The 17,840-nt window shown below is 68.2% G+C and carries 22 protein-coding genes and 1 tRNA gene; 12 read left to right on the top strand and 11 right to left on the bottom strand.

Annotation, left to right across the window (positions count from 1 at the left end):
* Positions 1-10: 10 nt before the first annotated feature.
* Positions 11-83: transfer RNA gene (locus ACIN94_RS02755), tRNA-Thr, on the bottom strand.
* Between the two features lie 185 nt (positions 84-268).
* Here ACIN94_RS02755 and ACIN94_RS02750 point away from each other — a divergent pair.
* The 3 genes from ACIN94_RS02750 (at position 269) to ACIN94_RS02740 (ending at position 2,049) form a co-directional block, all read left to right on the top strand.
* Positions 269-979: a hemerythrin domain-containing protein gene (locus tag ACIN94_RS02750; RefSeq protein WP_400698656.1), complete on the top strand. Its 711-nt coding sequence runs from the start codon at positions 269-271 to the stop codon at positions 977-979.
* 211 nt (positions 980-1,190) lie between these two features.
* Positions 1,191-1,502, top strand: a complete 312-nt coding sequence (locus tag ACIN94_RS02745; RefSeq protein WP_400698653.1) for a hypothetical protein — start codon at positions 1,191-1,193, stop codon at positions 1,500-1,502.
* A 61-nt stretch (positions 1,503-1,563) separates the two neighbouring features.
* Positions 1,564-2,049 (top strand): AAA family ATPase, encoded by a 486-nt coding sequence (locus ACIN94_RS02740; protein WP_400698650.1) that lies wholly within the window; start codon positions 1,564-1,566, stop codon positions 2,047-2,049.
* A 144-nt stretch (positions 2,050-2,193) separates the two neighbouring features.
* Here ACIN94_RS02740 and ACIN94_RS02735 read toward each other — a convergent pair whose 3' ends face one another.
* A complete protein-coding gene (locus ACIN94_RS02735; RefSeq protein ID WP_400698648.1) occupies positions 2,194-2,685 on the bottom strand; it encodes a DUF1203 domain-containing protein in 492 nt (163 codons plus the stop codon).
* Positions 2,686-2,885: 200 nt separating this feature from the next.
* On the opposite strand from ACIN94_RS02735, the gene ACIN94_RS02730 reads away from it, so the two are divergent.
* Genes ACIN94_RS02730 through ACIN94_RS02715 form a run of 4 tightly spaced genes read left to right on the top strand, consistent with a single transcriptional unit; the run spans position 2,886 to position 6,210 of the window.
* Positions 2,886-3,602: an ABC transporter ATP-binding protein gene (locus ACIN94_RS02730; protein WP_400698645.1), complete on the top strand. Its 717-nt coding sequence runs from the start codon at positions 2,886-2,888 to the stop codon at positions 3,600-3,602.
* Entirely contained in the window at positions 3,599-4,321 is a 723-nt protein-coding gene (locus ACIN94_RS02725) for an ABC transporter permease (RefSeq protein WP_400698642.1), read from the top strand. Before ACIN94_RS02730 ends, ACIN94_RS02725 begins: the two co-directional genes overlap by 4 nt.
* The gene (locus ACIN94_RS02720) at positions 4,315-5,568 is read left to right on the top strand and encodes a sensor histidine kinase (protein ID WP_400698639.1); all 1,254 of its coding nucleotides are present in this window, start codon (positions 4,315-4,317) and stop codon (positions 5,566-5,568) included. Before ACIN94_RS02725 ends, ACIN94_RS02720 begins: the two co-directional genes overlap by 7 nt.
* A 3-nt stretch (positions 5,569-5,571) precedes the next feature.
* Positions 5,572-6,210, top strand: coding sequence for a response regulator (locus ACIN94_RS02715; RefSeq protein WP_400698636.1), 639 nt, complete (start codon positions 5,572-5,574; stop codon positions 6,208-6,210).
* 226 nt (positions 6,211-6,436) lie between these two features.
* Here ACIN94_RS02715 and ACIN94_RS02710 read toward each other — a convergent pair whose 3' ends face one another.
* Positions 6,437-6,769: a YnfA family protein gene (locus ACIN94_RS02710; RefSeq protein WP_400698634.1), complete on the bottom strand. Its 333-nt coding sequence runs from the start codon at positions 6,767-6,769 to the stop codon at positions 6,437-6,439.
* A 376-nt stretch (positions 6,770-7,145) separates the two neighbouring features.
* On the opposite strand from ACIN94_RS02710, the gene ACIN94_RS02705 reads away from it, so the two are divergent.
* The 3 genes from ACIN94_RS02705 to ACIN94_RS02695 are packed head-to-tail and all read left to right on the top strand — an operon-like array spanning position 7,146 to position 8,586.
* Positions 7,146-7,778, top strand: coding sequence for a TetR/AcrR family transcriptional regulator (locus tag ACIN94_RS02705; RefSeq protein WP_400698631.1), 633 nt, complete (start codon positions 7,146-7,148; stop codon positions 7,776-7,778).
* A 2-nt stretch (positions 7,779-7,780) separates the two neighbouring features.
* Positions 7,781-8,221, top strand: coding sequence for an acyl-CoA thioesterase (locus tag ACIN94_RS02700; protein ID WP_400698628.1), 441 nt, complete (start codon positions 7,781-7,783; stop codon positions 8,219-8,221).
* Positions 8,215-8,586 (top strand): hypothetical protein, encoded by a 372-nt coding sequence (locus tag ACIN94_RS02695; RefSeq protein ID WP_400698626.1) that lies wholly within the window; start codon positions 8,215-8,217, stop codon positions 8,584-8,586. Before ACIN94_RS02700 ends, ACIN94_RS02695 begins: the two co-directional genes overlap by 7 nt.
* Positions 8,587-8,910: 324 nt before the next feature.
* On the opposite strand, the gene ACIN94_RS02690 is transcribed toward ACIN94_RS02695, so the two are convergent.
* Both ACIN94_RS02690 and ACIN94_RS02685 read right to left on the bottom strand, forming a co-directional pair.
* The gene (locus tag ACIN94_RS02690; RefSeq protein ID WP_400698623.1) at positions 8,911-9,285 is read right to left on the bottom strand and encodes a pyrophosphatase; all 375 of its coding nucleotides are present in this window, start codon (positions 9,283-9,285) and stop codon (positions 8,911-8,913) included.
* A 230-nt stretch (positions 9,286-9,515) separates the two neighbouring features.
* A complete protein-coding gene (locus ACIN94_RS02685) occupies positions 9,516-10,487 on the bottom strand; it encodes a LysR family transcriptional regulator (protein ID WP_400698621.1) in 972 nt (323 codons plus the stop codon).
* Between the two features lie 2 nt (positions 10,488-10,489).
* On the opposite strand from ACIN94_RS02685, the gene ACIN94_RS02680 reads away from it, so the two are divergent.
* A complete protein-coding gene (locus tag ACIN94_RS02680; RefSeq protein ID WP_400698618.1) occupies positions 10,490-11,860 on the top strand; it encodes an aspartate aminotransferase family protein in 1,371 nt (456 codons plus the stop codon).
* 306 nt (positions 11,861-12,166) lie between these two features.
* On the opposite strand, the gene ACIN94_RS02675 is transcribed toward ACIN94_RS02680, so the two are convergent.
* Together ACIN94_RS02675 and ACIN94_RS02670 are read right to left on the bottom strand one after the other, a co-directional pair.
* Positions 12,167-12,772, bottom strand: a complete 606-nt coding sequence (locus ACIN94_RS02675; RefSeq protein WP_400698616.1) for a DNA-binding response regulator — start codon at positions 12,770-12,772, stop codon at positions 12,167-12,169.
* Positions 12,769-13,971, bottom strand: coding sequence for a sensor histidine kinase (locus ACIN94_RS02670; protein WP_400698613.1), 1,203 nt, complete (start codon positions 13,969-13,971; stop codon positions 12,769-12,771). The genes ACIN94_RS02675 and ACIN94_RS02670 overlap by 4 nt, the downstream gene beginning before the upstream one ends.
* Positions 13,972-14,039: 68 nt before the next feature.
* On the opposite strand from ACIN94_RS02670, the gene ACIN94_RS02665 reads away from it, so the two are divergent.
* Positions 14,040-14,381, top strand: a complete 342-nt coding sequence (locus ACIN94_RS02665) for a hypothetical protein (RefSeq protein ID WP_400698610.1) — start codon at positions 14,040-14,042, stop codon at positions 14,379-14,381.
* Here the strand turns inward: ACIN94_RS02665 and ACIN94_RS02660 are convergent.
* From ACIN94_RS02660 to ACIN94_RS02645, 4 genes are read right to left on the bottom strand one after another with little or no spacing between them, the layout of a single operon-like run.
* On the bottom strand, positions 14,327-15,529 hold the full coding sequence (locus tag ACIN94_RS02660) for an ABC transporter permease (RefSeq protein ID WP_400698607.1): 1,203 nt from the start codon (positions 15,527-15,529) through the stop codon (positions 14,327-14,329). The two genes, ACIN94_RS02665 and ACIN94_RS02660, sit on opposite strands and share 55 nt — an antisense overlap.
* Positions 15,526-16,242 carry an ABC transporter ATP-binding protein gene (locus ACIN94_RS02655; RefSeq protein ID WP_400698605.1) on the bottom strand — a complete coding sequence of 239 codons (717 nt, stop codon included), beginning with the start codon at positions 16,240-16,242 and terminating at the stop codon, positions 15,526-15,528. The genes ACIN94_RS02660 and ACIN94_RS02655 overlap by 4 nt, the downstream gene beginning before the upstream one ends.
* Positions 16,239-17,318, bottom strand: coding sequence for an efflux RND transporter periplasmic adaptor subunit (locus tag ACIN94_RS02650; protein ID WP_400698602.1), 1,080 nt, complete (start codon positions 17,316-17,318; stop codon positions 16,239-16,241). Before ACIN94_RS02650 ends, ACIN94_RS02655 begins: the two co-directional genes overlap by 4 nt.
* Positions 17,318-17,812 carry a hypothetical protein gene (locus tag ACIN94_RS02645; RefSeq protein ID WP_400698599.1) on the bottom strand — a complete coding sequence of 165 codons (495 nt, stop codon included), beginning with the start codon at positions 17,810-17,812 and terminating at the stop codon, positions 17,318-17,320. Before ACIN94_RS02645 ends, ACIN94_RS02650 begins: the two co-directional genes overlap by 1 nt.
* Between the last annotated feature and the right edge of the window lie 28 nt (positions 17,813-17,840).

Raw genomic sequence — 17,840 nt, 5'->3', positions numbered from 1 at the left:
TGGGTTGTCGAGCCCCTTTACGGAATCGAACCGTAGACCTTCTCCTTACCATGGAGACGCTCTGCCGACTGAGCTAAAGGGGCCTGTCTGCGTCGCTTTCGCGCTGCGGACAGGTGTAACCATACACGCCCCGGGAGCGCGATGCGAAATCAATCAAGGTCCACCCGGATCGCCGCACCTCCGTCATCGGCGCCGCCGAAAACCCGCCCACGCGGGGGTCTGCGGGCGCGGGGCGCCCCTCCCCCGCAACACGGCAAGTGATTACCAAGTGGACGACAAGCGGGCCGTCGCATCGTGGTCGGACAGCAAGCCGTACCGGCCGAGGAGAGCACCCGCGATGACCCCCGAACTACTGGGATTCCAGATCACCCACCGAGCCATGCGGGGCGATGTCCGCCGCCTGGCGGACCTGGCCACGGAGCTGACGGAGGGCCGGCAGTCCACCGCCCCGGCCCGCGCCACCGCCATCGCCGGATTCATCACCGTCCTGTGCGCCGGCATCCACCACCACCACACGATGGAGGATCAGGTGCTCTGGCCCGTCATCGAGCGGGCCGCCGGCACCGAGGTGGACCTGCGCGGCCTGAGTGACGACCACTCCGAACTGGACCCGCTGCTGACCGAGATCAACGACCAGGCGACCGCGTTCTCCGCCACCCGGGACGCCTCCGCGCTCGCCGCGTCGCTCGCCCGGCTGGCGGACATGCTCGACGAGCACATCGAGGAGGAGGAGCGGCTGCTCTTCCCGATCATCAGGAAGTACGTCTCCGTGGCCGACTGGAAGACGGTCGAGGACGCGGTCCGCAAGGGCGGGAACATCAGGGTCGAGCTGCCGAAGATCGAGCAGTACGCCAGGCCGGAGGAGCTCGCCAGGCTGCGCGAGCTGGCCGGACCCATGCTGATGGTGCTGCTCTCCCTGCTGCGCGGCGGCCACCGGCGCCGCCAGCGGCTCGTCTTCGGCCCCCTCGCCGACGCCTGAACCGGACTCCGGGCCACGCCCCCGCCCGCGAGATGAAACGATCCGTGGAGACCACGTGTCCGCCCGCGGTGACCCACCTGGCCACCACAGCCCGCTGCCGGGGGGTGCCCAGGTCCACCGTACGGCCGTTGATCTCCGTCTGGAGCGGACCGAGAACACGCACCATGGCAAGGGGCAGCGCAGGCGCCCTTGATCGACTTTGAGGAGCGCAGTGCTGCAGGAACGGCGCAGAGACGCGATTCGAGCGCTTGACGAGAGCGACAGGCCCCACTGGTACTGGCACGGGGTGGACGACGCCGGCCGCGTCTGGCTGTTCGAGACCGTCATCGACGACGGCGGGGAGTACTGGCCCGTCAGGCATGCCGAGCTGGGATCGGACGGCCTCGCCCGCCGGTATTCATGGAGGCACATCGAGGACGAACACGGTTTCCTGGCCGAGGGCCCGATCTATCCGGACGACTTCGGCCTGAACCGCCTGACCGAGGAGGAGTTCGCCACCCTGTGGGCGGCGATCAGCCGATGAGGATGCCCTCCTCGCCACCGGATGTCCGAGCCAGGACACGGGAAATAGCATGATGGCTGACATGGACTACACAGCCCCCCAAGCCGGACATGTAGTGATGATGTGCGGGGTAGCCGGGTCGGGAAAGACGACCTACGCCCAGAAGCTCGAAGCCCGTGGTTACACCCGCCTCTCCGTCGACGAGGAGATCTGGCAGCGCTTCGGCCGCTACGGCGTTGACTACGACCCGTCCGCCTATGCCGGGCTGCAGGAGGAGGCCAAGAAGCATCTCTGGGACCGGTTCCTCGGCCTCCTCGGGGTACGGCAGCCGGTCGTGCTCGACTACAGCTTCTGGCAGCGCGCCACCAGGGACCACTTCAAGTCCGTGATCGAGGAGTACGGCTGCCACTGGTCCTTGGTCTACCTCAAGGTGGACCCCCAGGTCATCCGCCAACGCCTTGCCATCCGGAGCGAGCGCTTCGACGCCAACGCGGCCTTCACCATCACGGACGAGATCCTCAGCTCCTACCTGAACGGCTTCGAGGAGCCCGTCGGTGAGGGCGAGTAGGTCGTCATCCCCGGCTGACCAAGCACGTCGGCGACCAACCGCGCCCGATGGGCCAGGACCGGATCAGCCAGGCGAGCCGCACACGGCCGGTGGGTCGCGGCCGGCCCGCCAGGCTCCTGCGGATACCGGGCGTCCCCGCTGTGATCAGCTTCTGTGGACCTCGTACAGGAAGCAGCCGAACTCCACCGCGCGGGCGTGCACCAGCGCGACCTCCGGGTCGCCGAACAGCCCGTCCAGGACCGCGAGGGCGGAACCCGGATCGGTGGACAGACCGTCGGTGAGCAGGCGTCCGCTGTGGATGTCGCCCTGGTCGGTGTAGGCGCGGAAGACCCGCGACGGACCGCCTAGCGCGACCGGGTAGCCGGGGCCAGGCCCGGAGCACGGCTCCGCGTGGATGTAGACCGGCCCCACCTCCTCGTAGGGACCGGGATCGGCACCTGTCCGGGCCGCCCAGTCCCGCAGCGGCGCGTACGCCACCAGCGCGATCTCCTCCCCCGGCCGGGCGCGCCCCAGGCAACACCGCATCGGGCTGCCTCCCTCGCGGTCCAGATAGGGGCGCGGTGGCCGTCCAGCGTCGTCCAGGTGGCGTAGCCGCTCCAACCTCTCGGGCTTGATCGCCTCGAACTGATATCCCATGCCCCCATCGTGGGCCGGACCGACCGGCGAGGCTGGCGGCTATCGGACCGGCAAACCTCGCGCCTGCTCCGCCGGTGGCGAAGTCCGGCTCCGACCTGGCCACCAGCCCAACGCGCGGGTAGTGCCCGGAGTCCAGAGGCTGGCCCCCATCAACCGTTCGGTGGATTTCGGAAGCGCCACCCACCGATGATTCTCGAAACATGACAGTCATCGAGATAGACGGACTGAGCAAAAACTACGGGGCGGACAAGGCCGTGGACGGCGTCTGCCTGAGGGTGGAGCAAGGCGAGATCTTCGGAATCGCCGGCCCCAACGGAGCGGGGAAGACCACGGTCGTGGAGTGCGCGTCAGGGTTGCGGCGCCGAGACGGCGGCAACCTGCGGGTGCTGGGCCTGGACCCGCAGAACGACCGGCGCAGGCTGCTGCAGCGCATCGGTGTCCAACTGCAGGAGGCGTCCCTGCCCGGCGCGATCAAGGTCGGTGAGGCATTACGGATGTACGCCTCCTTCTACGACAAGCCCGCTGACTGGCGGGAGCTCATGGACGAGTGGGGACTGACGGACAAGAGGCGCGCCGGCTTCGCGAGCCTGTCCGGCGGCTGGAAACAGCGGCTGTTCATCGCACTGGCCCTGGTCGGCAACCCGGAAGTCGTCTTCCTCGACGAACTCACCACGGGCCTGGACCCCTCTGCCCGCCGTACCACCTGGGGACTGATCCGCAACATGCGCGAGCGCGGGGTCACCATCGTGATGGTCACCCATTTCATGGACGAGGCCGCGGCTCTGTGCGACCGCATCGCAATCATCGACCGGGGCCGAGTCGCCGCCGAGGGCAGCCCCCGCGAGCTGATCGCGAAGGGGAGAGCCGATTCGCTGGAGGACGCGTTCCTCGTACTGACCGGAGGGGAGACGGCATGAAAGGCATCACGCACGTCATCGCGGTCGAGCTCAAACTGATCATGCGCGATCCGATGTCGGCTTTCTTCGCCCTGGCCTTCCCGGGGGTCCTGCTGTGGGTCAAGATGCGCACCGGCGCACCTCTGCCGGGCGGGCTGCCGGTCATCGACGCCACAGTGCCGATGCTGAGCGTCTTCGTCATCGGTCTGGCCGGGCTGGTCATCCTCCCCGCCACGCTGGCCCAGTACAGAGAACGCCGGGTGCTCAGGCGGCTGCGCGCCACTCCCGCCTCGTCCCCCATGCTGTTCGGTGCCCAGTGGGCCGCTCACATGCTGCTGGCCGTGCTCGGGACGGTGCTGTTGATCGTCATCGGTCTGGCCGCCTACGGGCTGACGGCACCCGCGAACGCGGCGATCGTCCTCCTGGCGTGGATACTCGGCGCGCTGAGCCTCGGCTCCATCGGCCTCCTCATCGGCGCGCTCGTCCCCAGCGGCCGCACCGCGACCGTGATCGGGCTGAGCGTCTTCTTCCCGATGGTCTTCACCTCCGGCGCCATGATCCCCCGCGAGGTCACATCCGGCTCGATGCGTGCCATCGGCGACCTGACCCCCATGGCTCCCGTGGTCCAGGCAATCCGCGACGGCTGGGCCGGCAATGCGATGTCCCCGGTTACCCTGGGCGTCATGGTCGCGATATCCATCGTCGCCGGCGGCGCTGCCGTCAGGGCGTTCCGGTGGTAGCCACCACCGACCCCGACGTCTCACGCTGGGATCGCGCCTGCCCCACTCTGCCGTACTTGTTCATCCTGCTGCCGGCGGTCTTCGCCTTGCTGCGGGACTGGAGGCTGGAGGTGCTGGCCCTGGCATTGCTCGCCGGAGCCTGGCACTGGTTCATGGTCACGTCACGCTTCAGCCGGATCGAGCGGCCGGTGGTGGTGATCATCCATTTCATCGTGATGCTCGCCGTCATCGGGGCACTGATCAGAATCGACTCGCTGTTCATGGTGGCAGGTCTGGGAACGTTCATCCAGTCCTTCATCCTGCTGCCCGGGCAGTGGGCGTACGCAGGGGTGGCCGCGACGTCCGCCGTGCTGGTCGCCGCTCCCCCTGACCGCGGGCGGACCCCGAGCGAGATGCTCTTCTCCTTCCTCGTCGCGATGCTGATCGCCTCCACCGTCGGCCTGGTCACCCAGACCATCCGCGATCAGAACGAGAATCGCAAGCTGATGATCACGCAGTTGAGGAAGACCGGCGCCAAGCTGGCCGCGCTCGCGGAGGAGAACGCGACTCTGCAGGCCCAGCTACTGACCAGTGCTCATGAGGCCGGCGTGCTCGGGGAGCGGCAGCGGATGGCCAGGGAGATCCACGACACCATCGCGCAGGGTCTGACCGCCATCCTCACCCAGCTCGAAGTCGCCGACAGTGTGATCGACGACGTACCTGCCGCTCGCTCGCGCCTTAACACGGTGCGCACCATGGCCAGAGAGAGCCTGAACGAAGCCCGCCGATCGGTTCAGGCGTTGCGTCCGGCACCGCTGGACGAGGCCCAGCTCGCCACCGCCCTACACGACATCGCCGCGAAATGGTCGCAGAGCACCGGCGTACCCGTCTCCGTGTCAGTCACAGGCGACCCCCGGCCCCTCCATGCGGAGGTGGAGATCACCCTGCTGCGGGTGGCGCAGGAGGCGCTGGCCAACATCGGCAAGCACGCCTCGGCCACCCGGGTCGGCCTCACCCTGTCGTACATGGAGGATGTCGTGGTACTGGACGTGCGTGACGACGGCTCCGGCTTCACCCCTGAGACGGCGGGCTCCTCGGACGCGGGCGGCTTCGGGCTCATCGCGATGCGTCAGCGAGTCACCCGGCTGGCCGGCGCGTTCGTGATCGAGACGGCCCCCGGCCAGGGAACGGGGCTCTCTGCTACCGTTCCGGCCATCCCCGCCGGCCCGGATCCGGAGCCGTCCGACCGCTCCAGAAACGCGTTGTGAGACATGCCGATCCGTATGATCATCGTGGACGACCATCCAGTCGTCCGCGATGGGCTGCGCGGGATCTTCACTGCCGACGATGCCTTCGAGGTCGTCGGTGAGGCGGCCGACGGGCCGGAAGCTCTCGTCGTAGCCATGCGGACCAGACCCGATGTCGTGCTCATGGACCTGCGGATGCCGAAGATGAGCGGCGCAGAGGTCATCCGCCGGCTACGCGAACAGACGCCCGGCATCCACGTGCTGATCCTGACCACCTTCGACGACGACGCCGACGTCCTGCCCGCGATCGAGCAGGGCGCCACCGGCTACCTGCTCAAGGACACCCCGCGCGCCGATCTGCGCCGCGCCGTGCAGGCGGCGGCCCGCGGTGAGACGGTGCTGTCCCCCTCCGTGGCCGACATGCTGATGCACAGGGTGCACACACCGGAACAGCGGACACTGAGCCGCCGAGAGCTCGAGGTGCTCGGGCTCATCGCCCGTGGCGCGACCAATCGTAAGATCGCCGCGGAACTGTTCATCACCGAGGCGACGGTGAAGACGCATCTGCTGCATATCTTCGCCAAACTCGAAGTCAATGACCGGGCAGCGGCGGTCGCGGCAGCATATGAGACCGGTCTGCTCAAGCCGGCCGCCGACAGCTGATTCAAGAACGCCAGGAGAACGCGCCTGGTGACCGGTTACGGAGACTCTTACTCCTGGACAGCGGCGCACCCCCGTACGGGCCAGGGCCCCGGCGAGATCCCCTGAGCGTCCGCTCATGTACGGCTCCGTACCGGCCGAGCGCGAACCGGTCCGCCGCGTACACCACGTCCGTGGACGCAGCCGTGTGTGGTGCGACACCGGCGCCGGCCGCTCCACTCAGCTCCGGCTATCCACGCGGGGCGTACATGATGACCAGCACACCGAGCATGCATACAGCCGCCCCAATGATGTCCCACCGATCGGGCTGGAACTTGTCCACCACCATGCCCCACGCCAGCGAGCCCGCGACGAACACGCCCCCGTAGGCGGCGAGGATACGGCCGAAGTTGGCATCCGGCTGGAAGGTGGCCACGAGCCCGTACAGACCCAGGGCGATGAATCCGGACCCGACCCACAACAGCCCACGTTGTTCTCTCACACCCTGCCAGACCAACCAAGCCCCGCCGATCTCGGCGAGTGCGGCCACCACGAACAGCAGGAGAGAACGCGCGATAGTCACGGCTGCGACTGTAGAGGACCGCTTTCGGTGTGCCGATGAGCCCCCTCATTTTGGCAGTCGCAGCCAGCCCCGCCCGCACATCCAGTGGCCTGCTTCCGACTGCGCAGGAACCACACCAGCCTCCAAGCCAGCGACGCCCCGTCTACTACCGCTCCGCCTCTCAGCACCTGACTCCTTCGATCTGGTCTGTTCGCTGCTGCGCCGGCCGTACTCCGTCCCGCACAGGTCGTCAGCCTCGGCCGGCATCAACGCCTCGCCATGGTCTTCATCATGGACCGCAACACGTCGGGTTCACTCGTCTCGATCTCCGCCTTGTCGGGCAGATCCGCTTGAGCAAGATATACAAACGATCGGTCGTTAATGTAGTTTGGCATCCATGACACATGACGGCCGACGGCTACGCGGGTTGCGCAGTCGGGAGGCGATCCTGGAGCAGGCGGTGAGCCTGGCCTCCGTCGAAGGGCTGGACGGGCTCTCCCTGGGACGCCTGGCGATAGCGACCGGCACCAGCAAGTCCGGATTTTTCGCCCATTGGCGCGATAAGGAGCAACTGCAGCTCGACGCCGTGGAATGGGCCGCCCGCCAGTGGGCCGAGTCGGTCGTGGGGCCCGCCATGCGGGCTCCCGCCGGCGTGCGACGGCTGTTCGCACTGCACGAGGCACGGCTGAGGTTCTACGAGGATGGCGTACTGCCCGGCGGATGCTTCTTCTTCACCGTGCAGGCCGAGTTCGACGACCGGCCCGGAGCGGTGCGCGACCGCGTCGCGCGGTCCCTGCGCGAGTGGCTGGAGTTCATCCGGCGGCAGGTGGCCGAGGCCGTGGCGCTGGGCGAACTGGTCGAGAGCGTGGACGCGGCCCAGCTCACGTACGAGATCGACGCGCTCGGGGAGATGACCGTCCTCCACTCCCGCCTGCATGACGGGCCGGTTTCTCTCGTCCACGCCCGCCGCGCCGTGTTGCAACGCCTGCGCGCGCTCTGCCCGGACCCCACACTTCTCCCGGAGGACTGATCATGATTGACGACGGTGTTCACGAGCCGGTCCAGGTGCATTTCGATGATCTCGACGCCATGGGACTGTTGCACAACTCCCGGTACGCCCTGCTGGTCGAGCGGGCGATCGGCGCGTACTGGCATCGCCTGGGCTGGGCGCCCGATCAGGCCCGGTCGGCGTTCAAGGACGTGTTCCTGGCCGTGCGCGAGTTCAAGGTGACCTACCACGTTCCCATTGCCGGGGCAGGCGAGCCGCTGGTGCACTTCTGGATCGAGCGTATGGGCCGCACCAGCGGCGTGTACGGCTTCCGTGTGCTGTCGGCCGACCGCGCGGTGGTGCACGCCGAGGGTTACCGCGTCAACGTCAACCTGGACCCGGCCACGTTGCGGCCGACGCCGTTCAGCGACGAGCTGCGAACCGCCGCCGAGCCTCTGCTCCGCCGTACGGCGGCGGCATGCTGAGGTCCCGCTGGATCTCCGGTCCGGCGGCCGGGCATCCAGGCCCGCTGGTGGTCGCGCTGACGGACTACCGCATGAACCGACTCCTCGACTTGCCTGGGATCGCCCGGCGCGGCCTTTCGCTGAGCCGCCTGTGGCCGACGCTGCCGGGCGCGGTAGGCATGTGGCTCTGGACCGACCTGACCGGACGCCGGGTCGGCTCGCTGTCGGTGTGGCGGGGGGAGGCCGATCTCCAGGCGTTCGTGCGGCTGCGCGCACACGTGCAGATCATGCGCGAGTACCGCCACCGGGGCATGCTCCGATCCCGCACCTGGCAGACCGACAGTCTGGACCAAGCCGCCTTGTGGCGCGTCGTCAGCCCCACGTGATCCGTGTCTGGGATTTCTCCCGTAATCTCGGCGCCGGGCATGCCGCGTCCGATCAGGGTCACGATCTCGTACGGCGTGGGGATGGGGCCCGGGAGGTCGGCGAACTGCTCGATCAGCCGCCGTGCAGCGGACCGCAGCAACGCCCTGCCGGTTGAGCAGCTTCCGCACTCTGCGTAGTCACTGCGGCCCGCGTAGCCCTTGCGGAACGACAAGGCGGCGGCGCCCCGGGCCGTACCCGTACCGCGCACCCGCCGTACCCAACGCACGCACCGACTCCCGCAGCGCACCGCCGCTCATAGCTGCTCTAGCCACCAGTCCCAAGCGCTACGCGGAGCCCACGGCGTCATTCGAATTGGCTCCGGCCGCTCGGCTCCCGTCATGCGCGGAGAGCCGGTCAGGATGCCACGGCATCCACTTCCGCTCAACCTCCGCCTCCAGATCGACCCCGTGATGTCGTGCCATGAGCAGGACCTGAGACAAGACATCCGCGAGCTCAGATCGAAAGCTCGACTCCAACTCCTCCGGAGAGCACCCCTTGTCCCTGGCCTGCCCGGAACGCATGAGGAACGCCTGCGTCAGTTCACCGACTTCTTCCTGAAGCTTCAGCAGGAACCAGGTGTCATCCCGGGTGATCCCATGCTTGCGAGCGTAAGTGCTCGATACCGCTTCGACCTCGTCTGTGAGCTGCCTCAAGTCCATGCCGGGAGTGTAGGAGGCAAGTCCGACAACCACGTCCGGAGCATCCAACGAAAGCGTTCCAACTCGGAGATCGCCAAGAAGAACAAGACCGGTACCGCCCGGACGATCGCCTCATGAGGATTGACCTCCGCTCAGGGCTGGGGGCGATCGAAGGTCCAGGACTCCGTTCCTCGGCGGTCACTCCAGACCGACTTGACGCACCCCGCCCAGCGGAATACGAGGCGTCCGTGCTACGCCGGTACTACCTTGCGGGCGCTGTCGCGAAGCTGTGTCACCGCGCGGGCGATGAGGTCGCTGCGGCGTCGATCCTGGCGGGCGTGGACGACGATGCGCCGCAAGACGGTGGGGCGGACCACGGGCCTGGCGACGACTCCGTCGGGGAGCTCCGCAACGGCCAGGCGCGGCAGGACGGTGACGCCGATGCCCGTCTCCACCAGTCGCAGCGCCGCCCGGTGATCGTCCAAGCGGGCGGCATAGCGCGGCGTGAATCCGGCGGCCCTGCAAGCGGTCAAGATGATCTGTCCGATCGGGCTGTCGTAGATGTCGTGGTCTATCCAGGGCTCACCTTCGAGGTCCCGGAGAGCGAGTTCGCGGGCATCGGCGAGGGGGTGGGCACCGGGGAGCACGGCGACGAGCTCCTCGATGGTGAGTTCATGACGCTGGTAGCCGTCAAGGTGTACTTCGGCTCCGTTGGCGGGCTCAGTCCGGATGTCGAGGTCTGGTCGTCGGCGGCCGCGCCCATCGACGGGTTCGTTGAGGCTGATCTCGACGGTGAGGTTCGGTTGGTGTCGGCGAACGGTCCGCACGACCTCTGGGATCCACCGCTCGGCCGCAGAAGCAAAGCAGGCGATCGCCAGATGCTGCGTCTGACCGCCCCGGAGGTCTGCAACGACTCGTTCAAGGCGTCCAAAGTCGGCGAGGAGCGACTGAGCTTGATCTGCCAGATGCCATGCGGCATCGGTGGGGCTGATACCGCGTCCTTGCTTCTCGAAAAGGACCAGTCCGGTCTCCTTCGCCAGGGTGGTCATGTGCTGGCTGATCGTCGCGGGAGAGTAGCTGAGGTTCCGCGCCGCTCTGTTGATCGACCCAGCTGCCAGGACTGCGCGCAAGATCGCGAGACGTTGCGGGTTGAGCATGGCATCAAAGGTAAGGCAATGCCGAATGATGAGTCGCATTTGTTTGCTTGTTACGAGCTTTGCCATCGATGGAAGATGGCATCAAGCAGGACATTCGACGTTGTCTCGGGCGCGGTGAGAGAGGGTTGGCGATGGACACGACGTTTTGGGACGAGGCGGACCGCCTCCTGATCCGCTACGGAGCCAGCTTCACCCCGCGGGTCATCGAACGTGCCTCCGGTGCGTATGTCTTCGATCGCCAGGGCACGCCGATTCTCGACTTCACCTCAGGGCAGATGAGTTCCATCCTCGGCCATGCGCACCCAGATATCGTGGCAACGGTTTCGTCCGCGGTCGCGTCGCTGAACCACCTCTTCAGCGGCATGCTCAGCACTCCCGTGCTGGAGCTCGCCCACAGGCTCACCGCGACCCTGCCCCCAACGCTCGGCAAGATGTTGCTGCTCACCACAGGAGCCGAGGCGAACGAGGCCGCGATCAAGATGGCCAAGCTCTCCACCGGCCGCTTTGAGATCGTCTCCTTCGACCGCTCTTGGCACGGCATGACCCAAGGGGCCGCCGCCGCGACCTTCTCCGCCGGGCGGCGCGGCTACGGTCCCCCGACACCGGGAAACCTCGCGCTGCCCGCGCCGAATGCCTATCGTTCGCCGTTCCGATCCTCCGACGGGTCACACGACTGGGAGGCTGAGCTCGCCTACGGCTTTGCCCTGGTCGACCAGCAATCCGCCGGGAGTCTCGCCGCCTGCCTCATCGAGCCCATCCTGTCCTCAGGCGGGATCATCGACCTGCCGCCCGGGTATCTGCGTCGCCTCAAAGAGATGTGTGACGAACGCGGGATGCTGCTCATCCTGGACGAGGCGCAGACCGGTCTCGGCCGCACCGGAGCGATGTACGCGTTCGAGCGCGACGGGGTCACACCCGACATCCTGACGTTGTCGAAGACCTTGGGAGCCGGGTTGCCTGTGGCGGCCGTCATCACGACTGCCGAAATCGAGCAGGTCTGCCACGACCGGGGTTTCCTCTTCTACACCACCCACGTCTCCGACCCCTTGGCGGCTGCCGTCGCGCTGACTGTCCTTGACGTCATCGACCGCGAAAACCTCACAGAGCGTGCTGCGACGCTGGGCGATCAGCTCACCGACCGACTGCTGGCGCTTCGCGACAACTACGAAGTCGTCGGTGACGTTCGCGGCCGTGGCCTGCTCCAAGGTGTCGAGCTCGTCAAGGACAAGAAGAGCAAGGTGCCCGCCGATGCACTGGGCAACGCGATCACCTCGGCCTGTCTCGAACGAGGCCTGCACATGAACATCGTCCAGCTACCTGGGATGGGCGGCATCTTCCGCATCGCCCCGCCTCTCACGATCAGCGACGACGAACTACACACCGGCGTGGACATCCTCGAGGCGTCTCTCAAAGCCGTGCTCGACGCCGCCGCCAGGTGATGTGAATCAGTATCCCACGCCCGTCGCCGCCGGCATCGGTCTGCTCACCGACGCGGACATCGCCGCAACGTTCGGGCTCGACTGGGTCGAGCCCGAGACAGTCGGCGCCTGAAGCCGGTCGATCACGAGGTCGAACCTGACGGCCTTCTCCGATGTCCGAGATTCGTTGCGGCAGCAGTGCCGTCGGTCATGAGTCCGTATGCGACCTGCACGGCATGGGCATGACATTTGCCATACGAGCAGGGGTGCCGGGTGGTCTGATGTGAGCACCCGCGCGCTCGCGGGCGCTGAAGGGTGCGGCGTCGTTCAGATCCAGCCGTGCTTGGCGGCGATGCGCGCGGCCTCGTGCCGGTTCGCAGCGTCGAGCTTCGCGATGGCGGCTGCGAGGTAGTTCCGCACGGTGCCACGGGAGAGCGAGACGCGTTGCGCGATCTCGTCGACGGGTGCGCCGTCGCGCGCAAGGGCGAGAACATCGGTCTCGCGCGGAGTGAGCGGGGAGTCGCCCGCGCCGATCGCCTCGGCCGCGAGCTCGGGGTCGACGTACCGGCCGCCACTCGCGACCTTTCGCACGACGTGTGCGAGGGTGCGAGAGGAAACGGTCTTCGGCAGGAAGCCGCGCACGCCCGCAGCGAGTGCCGACTTCAGATAGCCGGGACGACCGTGCGAAGTCACGATGACGCAGCGGCAGTCCGGCAGTTCGGTTGCGAGCCGTCGGGCCACCTCGATGCCGTCGGGCTCGGGCATCTGCAGGTCGAGCAGGGCCACGTCGGGACGGAGTCTGAGGGCCGTCACGATCGCCTCATCACCTGACGCCGCCTGCCCGACGACCTCGAAGTCGTCATCGAGGTCGAGCAGCCCGGCGATGGCGTCGCGGATGAGATGTTCGTCGTCGGCGACGAGGATGCGGATCATGCGCGGTCTCCCTCCGGGAGCGGGATCGTGGCCTCGAGCAGGAACCAGTCTCCGTCGCGGCGCGTTGCGATCTGCCCTCCGAGCGCTCGGATCCTCTCGGACATCGCACGCAGTCCCGTGCCGGCGTTGGGGCATGCCGCAGCGGGTCCGTCGGCCGCGTCGTTCTCCACGGATTCGACGGGGTCGGCCCCGTCATTCGCGATCGTGAGGAGAACCTCCCCGTCCTCGTTCGTCGTGGCGAGCGTGACCTGCGTCGCCGCCGAGTGGCGCAGCACATTCGTGACGCCCTCGCGGACGACCCACGCGAGCGCCTCGGCGCACTCCTCGGGCACGGGGTCACCTGTCACCGTGCAGCGGATGCCGGCGGAGTCGAGCAGCGAACGCGCGCCCGACACCTCGCCATCCCAGGTCGCGCGGAGCTCGCCACGCACGACGCGACGGACCTCGCTTCCCGCCTCCTCGGCGAGCCGCCGGACGCCGGTGATCTCATCGGCCGCCTGTTCGTCGCTGCCGCGGCGAACGAGCTCCGACGCGAGTTCGCTCTTGACCGCGATCGCCGCGAGGGTGCGGCCGAACACGTCGTGGAGATCGCGCGAGATGCGCAAGCGTTCGTTCGCGAGCGCGAGGGCGGCGCGATCCTCGTGCGCTCTCTGCAACTCCCGCAGGACCCGCAGCATCCACACGTTCGACCAGCCGGCCCACAGGATGACGCTGATCACCGCCGCCCCGACAATGAGGAGCGGGATGTCCGCGACGGCCGCGAGCGGGACGGCCAGGACGAGAATCGCCGCGTTGAGGTGAAGCGTCCGTCGCGCGTCGAGCACAGGCACGAAGCTCGCGGCGACCGACCCGATTGCCGCCGCGACCGTCACGCCCATCGCGGGGACCGGAATCGTGAGGGTCGCGGCGACAAGCGCCACGAGGGCGAGCCCCCAGGCGATGACACCGCCGACTGCGAGCCGCCGGGCGCGGCCGCCGAGGACGTCGAAGCTCCACCGGCTGACGAGGATGTTCCCGGTGACGAGGGCGAGCGCGAGCACGACGGCCACGAAGAACACGACGAGGTGCGTCCCGATGAGTCGGTCGGCGCTTATCAATCCAGCGAGGAGGGTGCCGATCGGGGTCGAAACGGCGCCGTAGGTGGACCAGCACACGTAGGTCTCGAACCGTCGTGCGCTGACCGCCGACCAGTCGCGCATGAACCTCAGTCTGCCATCAATGACCTGCACCTTCATCAGAGGGGGTGAGGGCCGGTCCCGTCCGCCGCGTGCGCAGCCACACCACCACCGTGATCCTCCCCGCGTCGGCCCTCAGACCGCTGATCCGTGACCGGCTGATCGTCGGATCGGCCGCCTCGCCCGAGACGTGTCTGCTCATGACCCACGTGAACATGGTCAACGAGACGTTCGGCAACCTCACCCCGACCAGCGCGCAGGCCGCCCACAACGCACTGATCGAACTCGTCAAGGGCGTACTGAGGCAGCGGGCCGATGTCTCGGAGCCGCACCTGGCACCGGCACCGGCCCAGGCGGCGGGACCTCGAGTCACCGCGCCTCAGCCGTTCAGTGCGATCGTCGGTGGGATCCGCGCCGCACGCGCGGCGGGGTAGAGTCCGGCTACGGCACCGATCATGAGCGTCGCGACCAGTCCCGCGGCCAGGGCGAGGGGAGGCACGACGACGGGCCAGCCGTTGAGCGGAGCGATCACGCTGGTGACGGCGGAGCCGAGCACCGCGCCGATGGCACCGCCGAACGAGGAGAGGACGAGCGCCTCGGCGAGGAATTGGACGCGGATGTGCGAGCGAGTCGCGCCGAGGGCACGCCGCAGCCCCACCTCGCGCTGGCGTTCGATGACCGAGATGATCATCGTGTTGGCGACGCCGATCCCGCCGACGAGGAGGGCGATCCCGCCGAGTCCGACGAGCAGTCCGGTGAAGGCCTGATCGATCGCGGCCTTCGCCGCGAGGGCGTCCGATGGCCGGGAAACACTGGTGTCGCTCGGGGACTGCGGCTGGACGGTGGCGGGCAGCAGCGAGCGCACCCGGTCGAACGCGTTCTCCGCCGCCCGCACATAGACGGTCGAGGGGTTGCCCTGCCAGCCCAACAACGTGGCCGCGGCCGGACCGCCGACCAGGGCGGTGGTGTCCAGCTCGGACGCCAGCGGCGAGGCGGCCAGGATGCCGACGACGGTGAAGGACCGGCCGCCCAGCCATACCTGGGCACCCGGTTCCACCACGCCCAGCCGTTCGGCGGCGGTGGCGCCGAGGACGACGGTGGGGAACGTCGCTGTGGCAGGGGTCAGCCACGCTCCGGCTTTCAGCCTGCTGCGGGTGACCTCGAGCAGGTCGAGGTCGGACGCGGCCACCTGGATGCCGCCGGTCGCCGAGGGATCGACCAGCTCGTTCCGGTACACGTGAAGCTTGGGGAGCGCCGCGATTCCGCTGGCCGCCTCCACCCCGTCGATGAACCTGACCTTGGCGATGGTCTCGGGGGACAGCTTGGTCTGCTCGCCGAAGAGATTCTTCTCCGGCTCGACGCGCAGGAGGTTGGTGCCGAGGCTGGCGAGCTGGTCGTTCACACGCTGTTGACTCGACGCGGAGATGCCGACGACCGCGAGCATCGCCGCGATGCCGATGGCGATGCCGAGCGCGGAGAGGATGGCGCGCAGCGGCCGCGCCCGCACGCCGGTGACCGCGAGGCGGGCCACATCGGCCGGCAGGAGGACGGACCGCTGGCTGACGGAACGACGGCGGGTCACGCGGCCTCCTCCTCGCTCGCGCCGGCCGCACCCTCCGTTGCGCGCGAGTCGGAGACGACCCGCCCGTCGCGCACCGCGATCCGCCGTGGGAAGGCCGCGGCCAGCTCCGGATCGTGGGTGATGACGACCACCGTCGTGCCTGAGCTGTTCAGCTCGCGGAGCAGTTCGACGACGGCGGCGCCCGACTCCGAGTCCAGGTTGCCGGTCGGCTCGTCCGCGAGGAGCAGCACCGGGTCGCCGACGACCGCGCGCGCGATCGCGACCCGCTGCCGCTCCCCGCCAGAGAGCTGGTTCGGCTTGTGGCCGGTGCGATGCCCGAGGCCGACGCGCTCGAGGGCGAGACCGGCACGGCGGCGGCGCTCAGCACGCGGGACGCCCGCGTAGAGCATTCCGTCCGCCACGATGTCGAGCGCCGACACCCCCTCTGCGAGGTGGAACTGCTGGAACACGAACCCGATGCGATACGACCGGAGGGCGGACAGTTCCGCGTCCGGCATCTGCTGCACATCCATCCCGGCGATCGTCGCCGAGCCGGCAGTCGGCCGGTCGAGGGTGCCGATGAGGTTCAGCAGGGTGGACTTCCCGGACCCGCTCGGGCCCACGACGGCCACAAGCTCGCCCTGATCGATGGTCAGGCTCACGCCCGCGCAGGCGAGGACCGCCGGCTGACCGTAACTGCGCTCGACGCCGTCGAGCCGGATGATCTCGGTCATAGCTTCGGGATCACCACCTTCTGCCCTGCCTCCAGTCCGTCACCGGAGATCTCGACCCGGTCGCCCGCGAAGAGTCCCGTCGTGACAGGGACGCGGCGGACCGAGCCTTTCGGGCCCACGACTTCGACGCCGAAGTGCTCGTCGTCCAGTGCGATCAGCGCGACGACCGGGATGGAGAGCACGTTCTTGCGGACCTCGGACGGGAAGCTGACCGTCACGTTGGCCTGCTGCAGGTCGCCGGCGGCAGCAGGGTCGTCGAGCGCCACCACGACCGGGATGGTGACGCTCCCGTCGCTCTCCTGCTTGGGCGTGCCGACCGAGACGACCTTCCCCTTGATCCGCGTCCCGTCCGGAAGCGTGATCTCCACCCGGCCGCGGACCTTCGCCAGCTGCTGATTCGCGAGGGGCAGCTTCACGTTCACCTTCTTCTGGCGGTTCGTGACCGACAGCACCGGCGCTCCCCCGCCCACCGAGCCGCCGATCTTCGCCATGACGGACTGCACGCGCAGAGCGCCCCGGTCGAACACGATCCGACCGAAGTCGACGCGGCCGGTCCGCTCCTGGCCGGTCGCCTTCTGCCAGGCGAGGATCGCCGACGTGGTCGCCCACGTGAACTTTTGATCGGGTTCCCCTTTGAAGAAGCCCAGCGCAGCGAGGTTCTTCTCGAGCTGCTGGACGTCCGGACCGTCGTCCATTCCGGATTCGAACGTCCGCCAGGCGGGGAGCGAGCCGCGGAAGAGGAACACCGGGACGTTGTCCACCCAGAAGAGCGGCTTGCTGATGCCGACGGTCGTTCCCGGCCGCGGCGCCGATGTCAGCACGCCGGAGATCGTCGACCTGACATCGTGCCGGTTGGCGTACTCCAGCGAGCCGGTGGCCTTCACCGAGCCGGAGAGCGTTCCGCGCGCGATCTCCACCTCCGCGGCCTTGGGCGGCTCGTCCGGTACGGGAGACGCCTTCAACGCGGTGGTGGCGAACACCGCCCCTCCGCCTGCGGCGAGGACGGCGACGACTGCGGCGATCCAGAAGATCCGCCATCGGCGCCGTGGTCGAGGTTCGTGGTCCGGGGACGTCATCACTGCCCCACCAGTGGTGCCGGCGCCATGCCACCGCCGCACTGCTCGACCACATTCTTGGGGGTGTCACTCGGCACGCTCAGCGCCTCACCAGGCACGGGGTCCGGCACGTTCACGCCGTTCTCGCGGTAGCACTTCGCGATCTTGAGCAGCGCCTGCTGCGATTCCTTGTCCAGCTTCGCCTTCTCCTCCTTGCTCAGCGGCGGCTGCGTGCCCACCTGCTCCGTGCACTTCTCGATCACCTCCGTGGGGGCCTGGGGGAGGTTCAGGTTGGGGTCAAAGCCGGCGCCCGACGGCAGATCTTCGATCTTGACCCCGTTGTCACGCAGACACTGCGTGTACTTGAGTGTCCAGGAGTCGCGAGAAGCCGGGGCCTTGGACGAGGGATCCGCTGCGTCACCGGTCGCTGCGCACCCCGCGAATGCGAGAAGCAGGGCAGGCACGGCGAGGATCATCGCGAGCCGGCCGCCATGACGGCGGGTGCTGAGTCTCATATCAGGATTCCTCTCTTCCGAGACGCTC

Origin of the sequence: Streptosporangium sp. NPDC087985, from assembly GCF_044741965.1 — a bacterium.
Classification (GTDB): Bacteria; Actinomycetota; Actinomycetes; order Streptosporangiales; family Streptosporangiaceae; genus Streptosporangium.
Note: the sequence above shows the minus strand (reverse complement) of the source record. Positions and strands in the feature narration are given on the sequence as shown.